Genomic DNA, 7,129 nt, shown 5'->3' with positions numbered 1-7,129 from the left:
TCACCAAGCACCGCCCAACCAGCAGACTCCACAGGCTCCTCGGACCGGGCCACCGGCGCAGGAACCCACTCCAGCCGGAACAGACTCTCCGCCGTGGCAGAGGCGGACGCGCTCAGCTCGGTGACCGAGACCGGGCGCAGCACCAGCGACGCCACCTCGGCGACCGGGTCACCGGCGTCATCGGCCACCCGCAGCGCCACCTCGCCCGAGCCTCGCGGAGACAGGCGTACCCGTACGGCGGAGGCGCCCACGGCGGACAGGGTCATGCCCGACCACATGAATGGCAGCAATGCCTTGTCCGTGCCGGCATCGGCTTCGCCGAGTCCCAGCGCGTGCAGCACCGTGTCCAGCAGCGCCGGATGCAGCCCGAACCCAGCCCCGTCCTCCGCGACCTCCTCCGGCAGAGCGGCCTCCACGAACAGGTCCTCCCCCTGCTTCCACACCCCCCGCAGACCACGGAACGCCGGACCATACGCCAGCCCCACACCCGACAACCGCTCATACAACCCATCCACCACAACCGCCTCCGCACCCACCGGCGGCCACGCCCGCAAATCCCACCCAACAGCAGGAGCCTCAACAGCCAGAACACCCACGGCATGCAAAGTCCACGCCTGCTCGGCGTCGGCCTCCTCCGCGCGCGAATAGACCCGCAAGCCACGACGGCCATCCTCGGCACCGTCGATACTGAGCTGCACCTGAACAGCACCGTCCTCCGGGAGGACCAGCGGCGCCTGCAAGGTCAATTCCTCGACCCGGGCGCACCCGACGTGATCGCCCGCCTGCACCGCAAGCTCAACGAAGGCCGTGCCCGGCACCAGGACCGAACCGGCGACGACGTGATCAGCCAGCCACGGATGCGACCGCACCGAAAGCCGTGACGTCAGCAGCACCGCATCCGAACCCGCCACCGCAACCGAAGCACCCAACAACGGATGCCCCGCGACGCCCAGACCCAGCCCCCGGGCATCGGTGACCGGACGCGCGGCATCCAGCCAGTACCGCTGCCGCTGGAAGGCGTACGTCGGCAGGTCCACCCGTCGCGCGCCGGTCCCGGCGAACATGGCGGGCCAGTCGACCTGCGCGCCGCGTACGAACATCTCCGCGACCGCCGACAGGACGGTCTCGGCTTCGCCGCGGCCCTTCCGCAGTGTCGACGCCACATCAATGTCGACGGCGGCCTTGGCCAGCGCGGTCAGCACCGGATCGGGGCCGATCTCCAGGAGCCGGGTCGCGCCCTGTTCGCGCGTGGTGGTCTCCAGAGCCCGGTGGAACCGGACCGGCTCGTGGATCTGGCGCACCCAGTACTCCGGGGTCGCCCAGTCGCCATCGGCGAGGGGCTGACCCGTGACGGTGCTGACCGCCGGAAGCACCGGCTGCCGGTAGGTGATACTCGCGGCGATGTCGGCGAACTCCGCCAGCATCGGCTCCATCAACGGCGAGTGGAACGCATGACTCACCCGCAGCCGCGACACCCGCCGACCCCGCTCCCGCGCAACCGCCATCACCCGCTCAACCACATCCTCGCCACCGGAAACCACCACCGACGTCGGCCCGTTCACCGCCGCGACCGACACCCGCTGCGAGTCCGGCAGCCCCCGCAGAATCTCGGAGACCTCCGCCTCCTCACCCTCGACCGCCGCCATCGCACCACCCAAGGGCAACGCCTGCATCAACCGCGCACGACCCCCCACCAACCGCGCCGCATCCGCCAGCTCGAACACACCCGCCACATACGCCGCGACGAACTCACCCACCGAGTGGCCCAACACCACATCCGGACCCATGCCCCACGACCGCAGCAACTCCACCAACGCGACCTGCACCGCGAACAACGACGTCTGCGCATACCCGGTCCGATCCAGCAGAGCCGCCTCCGCCGAACCCTCCGCCGCGAACAACACCTCCCGCACCGAAACCTCAAACCCCGGCCTGCCCGCAAGCTCCGCGTCCAGAAAACCGCACACCTCATCCAGGGTCTTCGCGAACACCGGGAACGTGCCGTACAGCTCACGCCCCATACCAAGCCGCTGACTGCCCTGCCCCGTGAACATCCAGCCCGTCCGGCCGTCGGTCACCGCACCGGATATCGCGGCGTCGCCACCGGCCGGGTCTGTCAAGCCGGTCAGCGGCGCCGACCCGTCCGCGCCCAGCACCACAGTCCGGTGCTCCAGGACCGCCCGCGTGGTCGCCAACGAGAAGCCGACGTCGACCGGGGCGGCGTCCCGCCCGTCGAGGAAGGCCGCCAGGCGTCCGGCCTGTGCCCGCACCGCCTGGGCGCTCCGGCCGGACAGCACCCACGGCACCACCGGCATCGCCGACAGGTCCGACGTGGCCTCGTCGGAGGCGGTGCCGCTCTCTTGGCCGTCACCGTCACCACTGTCACCGCCTGGCGCGACAGGCGGTTCCTCAAGGATGACATGGGCGTTGGTACCACTGATACCGAACGAAGAAATCCCCGCGCGACGGGGATGTTCGGCGTGGGGCCAGGGCCGCTCTTCGGTCAGCAGGCGCACCGAGCCCGCGTCCCAGTCGACATGCGACGAGGGCTCACCCACGTGCAGAGTCCGGGGCAGTTCCCCGGCGCGGAGGGCCATCACCATCTTGATGACACCGGCGACGCCAGCGGCGGCCTGGGTGTGTCCGAAGTTCGACTTCACCGAGCCCAGCCACAGCGGCTCGGCGCCGTCGCGCCCCTGGCCGTAGGTCGCGAGCAGCGCCTGTGCCTCGATGGGATCGCCGAGCCGGGTTCCGGTGCCATGCGCCTCCACCACGTCCACTTCGGACGCCGGGATCCGCGCGGCCTTCAACGCCTGGCGGATCACGCGCTGCTGCGACGGCCCGTTCGGCGCGCTCAACCCGTTCGAGGCGCCGTCCTGGTTGACGGCGCTGCCGCTGATCACCGCCAGCACCTGGTGGCCCAGCCGCTGTGCCTCGGACAGCCGCTCCAGTACGAGCACACCGGCGCCCTCGGCCCAGGCGGTGCCGTCCGCAGCCTCGGCGAACGGCTTGCACCGGCCGTCGGCAGCGAGGCCACGCTGCCGGGAGAACTCCACGAACGTCGTCGGGCCGGCCATCACCGTGACGCCACCGGCGAGCGCCATCCCGCACTCGCCGGTCCGTAGCGCGTGGCAGGCAAGGTGCAGGGAGACCAGCGAGGATGAGCACGCGGTGTCGAGTGTCACCGCGGGCCCCTCGAACCCGAACACGTACGAGATGCGGCCGGAGAAGACGCTGCCCGCGTTGCCGTTGGCGAGAAAGCCCTCGACGTCCTTGGGCACACCGCTCAGGCGCGACGCGTAGTCGTGGTACATCAGCCCCGCGAAGACACCGGTGGCCGAGCCGCGCAGCGAGTGGGGGTTGATCCCCGCCCGTTCCAGGGCCTCCCACGAGGTCTCCAGCAGCAGCCGCTGCTGCGGGTCCATGGCCAGGGCCTCACGCGGGGAGATGCCGAACAGCTCGGCGTCGAACTCGGCCGCGTCGTGCAGAAACCCGCCCTCGCGTACGTGCGAGGTGCCCGCGCGGTCCGTGTCCGGGTCGAACAGGGCCTCAAGGTCCCAGCCGCGATCGGTCGGGAACGGGGTGATCCCGTCCCCCGCCGAGCTGACCAGCCGCCACAGATCCTCCGGCGAGGTCACCCCGCCCGGGTACCGGCATCCCATGCCCACGATCGCGATGGGCTCGTGGTCTTTCGCTTCGGCTTCACTCAGGCGAAGGTGAGCATCCCGAGCATCGGCGATCGCGCGCTTGAGATATTCCCGGAGCTTGTCTTCGTTCGCCATGCGTTCCTTATCCTTCAGATAGAGCCGAAGCCTGAGCCGCGAGGCTCAGTTCGCCCATGGCCGGCTGTCCATCAGAGAGAACAGCTCGTCGTCGGTCGCGTCCTCGATTTCCTCGGTGCCCGCCCGCGTCTCCGGGCCGCCGTCGCTCTCGGCCCATACAGCCAGCAGTTTCTGTAGCTTGGTGCCGACTTCGGCTCGGACGGCCTCATCGGTGGGCACCGTCTCGGCCAGGATCGACTGGAGTTTTTCGAGTTCCCCGAAGAGAAATCCGGCGCCACCGTCGTCCTCCGGCACCAACTCCGCCCGCAGGTAGTCCCGCAGGGACAGGACCGTGGGGTGATCGAAGATGAGGGTGGCGGGCAGTTGCAGGGCGGTGGCGGAGCTGAGCCGGTTGCGCAGGTCCACCGCGGTCAGCGAGTCGAAGCCGAGGTCGTTGAACGCGCGTGTCGGATCGATCGATGCGGGTGAGGCGTGGCCGAGCACGGCGGCGACGGAAGTCTGCACCATGTCGAGCAGCATCCGGTCCCGCTCGGCGGGCGAAAGCTCCTTCAGGCGGTGGGCCGGCCCCGAGTCGTGGGCGGCCGCGGCATGGCCGACGGAGCGCCGCTGGCCGGTGGTCGGAGCAAGGTCGCGCAGCACGCTGGGCAGCGTGTCTCGCCGCCCGGCGAGCGCGCTGGTCCGCAACGCCATCGGTAGCGTGAAGGGCTCGTCGACTTGCAGTGCGGCATCCAGCAGGGCGAGCGCGTCCTGGGTAGAGAGCGGTGGAAATCCCTGACGCCGAAGGCGGGCGATGTCCGCTTCACTCAGACGGCCCCCCATGCCCTCGGCCTGCTCCCACATACCCCACGCCAGCGATGTCCCGGCGAGCCCCCCAGCCCGCCGGGACACCGCCAGCGCGTCCAGCACCGAGTTACCCGCCGCATACGCCGACTGACCCGCGTTGCCCACCACACCGGCAATCGACGAGAACAGGACGAACACGGCCAGGTCCCGGTCGGCCGTCAACTCGTGCAGATGCACCGCCGACTCCGCCTTCGCCGCGAGTACTCGGGCCAACCGCTCCGGCGTCAGATCAGCGATCACTCCGTCATCAAGCACACCAGCGGTGTGCACAATGCCCCTAAGAGGCGCATCCTCCGGGACCGCGTCCAGCACACCAGCCAGCGCCGCCCGGTCACTTACATCACAGGCGGTAATCGTCACCCGCGCACCCAGCCCGGTCAGCTCATCACGCAACTCCTCCGCACCCGGCGCCCCGACACCACGCCGGGAAAGCAACAACAGATCACGGACACCATGCGTGGCGACCAGATGCCGGGCCACCACCGCTCCCAGACCACCCGTACCACCGGTCACCAGAACCGTGCCCTTGTCCCAGCGTGTGGCCGGGACGTCCTCGTCCGTGGCGGGAACGGTCATCCGTACGATCCGGGGCAGCCGGATCCGCCCCTCGCGCACCGCGAACTGGCTCTCGCCGGATTCGGCCGCGTACGCCGCCACAGCCCGGTAGGAGTCCGGCTCGCCGTCCACATCGGCCAACACGAACCGGCCCGGGTGCTCGCTGATCGCCGACCGCACCAGACCCCACACACCCGCACTCGCGAGATCCAGCTCACTCGCGTCGGCGGCAGCATCCAGCGCGACCGCACCCGTGGTCGACACCACCAGGCGCGAATCCGCCAGACACTTCTCAGCCAGCCACGTCCGCATCGTCGCCAGCACACCAGCAACCCCACCAATGAGATCACCAGAATCCGCCACCACCGGCAGGACCACCGTGCCGGGAACCGCAGCGCCCCCGGCCACGGCAGCGGTCAGCGCTCCCAAGTCCTGGTAGCCGGTCACCGCGACACCGGCGGCACGCCACTCGTCCTCGGTCTGCGCATCGGTGCCGAGGACGGCCCAGTCGCCGGGTTCGCCCGGCTCGGCCGGAGTCGGCGCGGAAACCCAGTCCAGCCGGAACAGACCGTCCGTGGGGGCAGAACCCGCCCGGGCGAGGTCTGCTGCGGTAACCGGTCGCAGCACCAGCGAGTCGATGTCGGCCACCGGCTGACCAGCGGCGTCGGCCAGCCGCAGCCCGTACTCGCCGGTCCCTCGCGGCGACAGGCAGGCCCGTACGGCAGGGGCGCCGACGGCGGACAGCGACACGCCGGACCAGAGGAACGGCAGCATCGTGCCCTCGGCGTCCGGGTTCTGGAGCCCGAGCGCGTGCAGCACCGTGTCCAGCAGCACCGGATGCAGACCGTACGCCGACGCCTCCCCGGCCACCTCCTCCGGCAAGGCCGCCTCCACGAACACATCGCCGCCGCTCGCCCAGACTTCCCCCAAGCCCCGGAACGCGGGCCCGTAGACCAGCCCGGCGCCGGTCAGCCGCTCGTACAGCCCGTCCAGCGCGACCGGTTCCGCACCGGCAGGCGGCCAAACACTCAGGTCCCAGTCAGCGGCGGCACGCTCGGCCGTAAGGGTGCCAGTGGCGTGCAACGTCCACGGCCGGTCGGCCGAGGCGCCGTCCGGGCGCGAGTACACACGCAGCGAACGCTGCTCCTCACCGGGCTCCGGCGCGTCAATGCTGAGCTGCACCTGAACCGCGCCGTCCTCCGGAAGGACCAACGGCGCCTGCAAGGTCAACTCTTCCACACGGTCACAGCCGACCCGGTCACCCGCCTGCACAGCAAGCTCAACGAACGCGGTACCCGGCACCAACACCGAACCCGCCACCACATGATCAGCCAGCCACGGATGCGACCGCACCGACAACCGCGACGTCAGCAGCACCGCATCCGAACCCGCCACCGCAACCGAAGCACCCAACAACGGATGCCCCGCCGCACCCAGACCCAGCCCCCGGGCGTCGGTGACCGGCCGGGAAGCCTCAAGCCAGTACCGCTGCCGCTGGAACGCGTACGTCGGCAGATCCACTCGCCGCGCGCCGGTCCCAGCGAAGACAGCGGGCCAGTCCACCTTGCCGCCTCGTACGAACATCTCGGCCACGGCGGTCAGCACGGTGCCGACCTCTTCGCGCCCCTTGCGCAGCACCGAAACCACGGTGGACCCTTCGGACCGCGCAAGCGCGGTCAGTACCGGATCCGGACCGATTTCGAGCAGCCGGGCCACCGCCTGTTCGCCGGTGGCGGTCAGCAGGGCGTCATGGAAGCGGACCGGCTCGCGCACCTGACGGACCCAGTAGGCGGGGGTCGTCCAGTCGCCATCGGCGAGGGGCTGACCCGTGACGGTGCTGACCGCCGGAAGCACCGGCTGCCGGTAGGTGAGGGTCGACGCGATGTCGGCGAACTCCGCGAGCATCGGCTCCATCAACGGCGAGTGGAACGCATGACTCACCCGCAGCC

General features: G+C 70.4%; 2 protein-coding genes and 1 pseudogene. All 3 read right to left on the bottom strand.

What is annotated here, in order from left to right:
- Positions 1-515 (bottom strand): polyketide synthase dehydratase domain-containing protein (locus ACH4TL_RS45675; RefSeq protein ID WP_398425538.1); only part of this gene is annotated, 515 nt, incomplete at its 3' end.
- A 183-nt stretch (positions 516-698) separates the two neighbouring features.
- Positions 699-3,740 (bottom strand): annotated as a pseudogene (locus ACH4TL_RS45670) (type I polyketide synthase); the annotation flags it as partial.
- Positions 3,741-3,827: 87 nt separating this feature from the next.
- A partial coding sequence (locus ACH4TL_RS45665; RefSeq protein WP_398425537.1) for an SDR family NAD(P)-dependent oxidoreductase occupies positions 3,828-7,129 on the bottom strand: 3,302 nt, incomplete at its 5' end.

This window comes from Streptomyces sp. NPDC021115, from assembly GCF_044333065.1.
Classification (GTDB): Bacteria; Actinomycetota; Actinomycetes; order Streptomycetales; family Streptomycetaceae; genus Streptomyces.
Note: the sequence above shows the minus strand (reverse complement) of the source record. Positions and strands in the feature narration are given on the sequence as shown.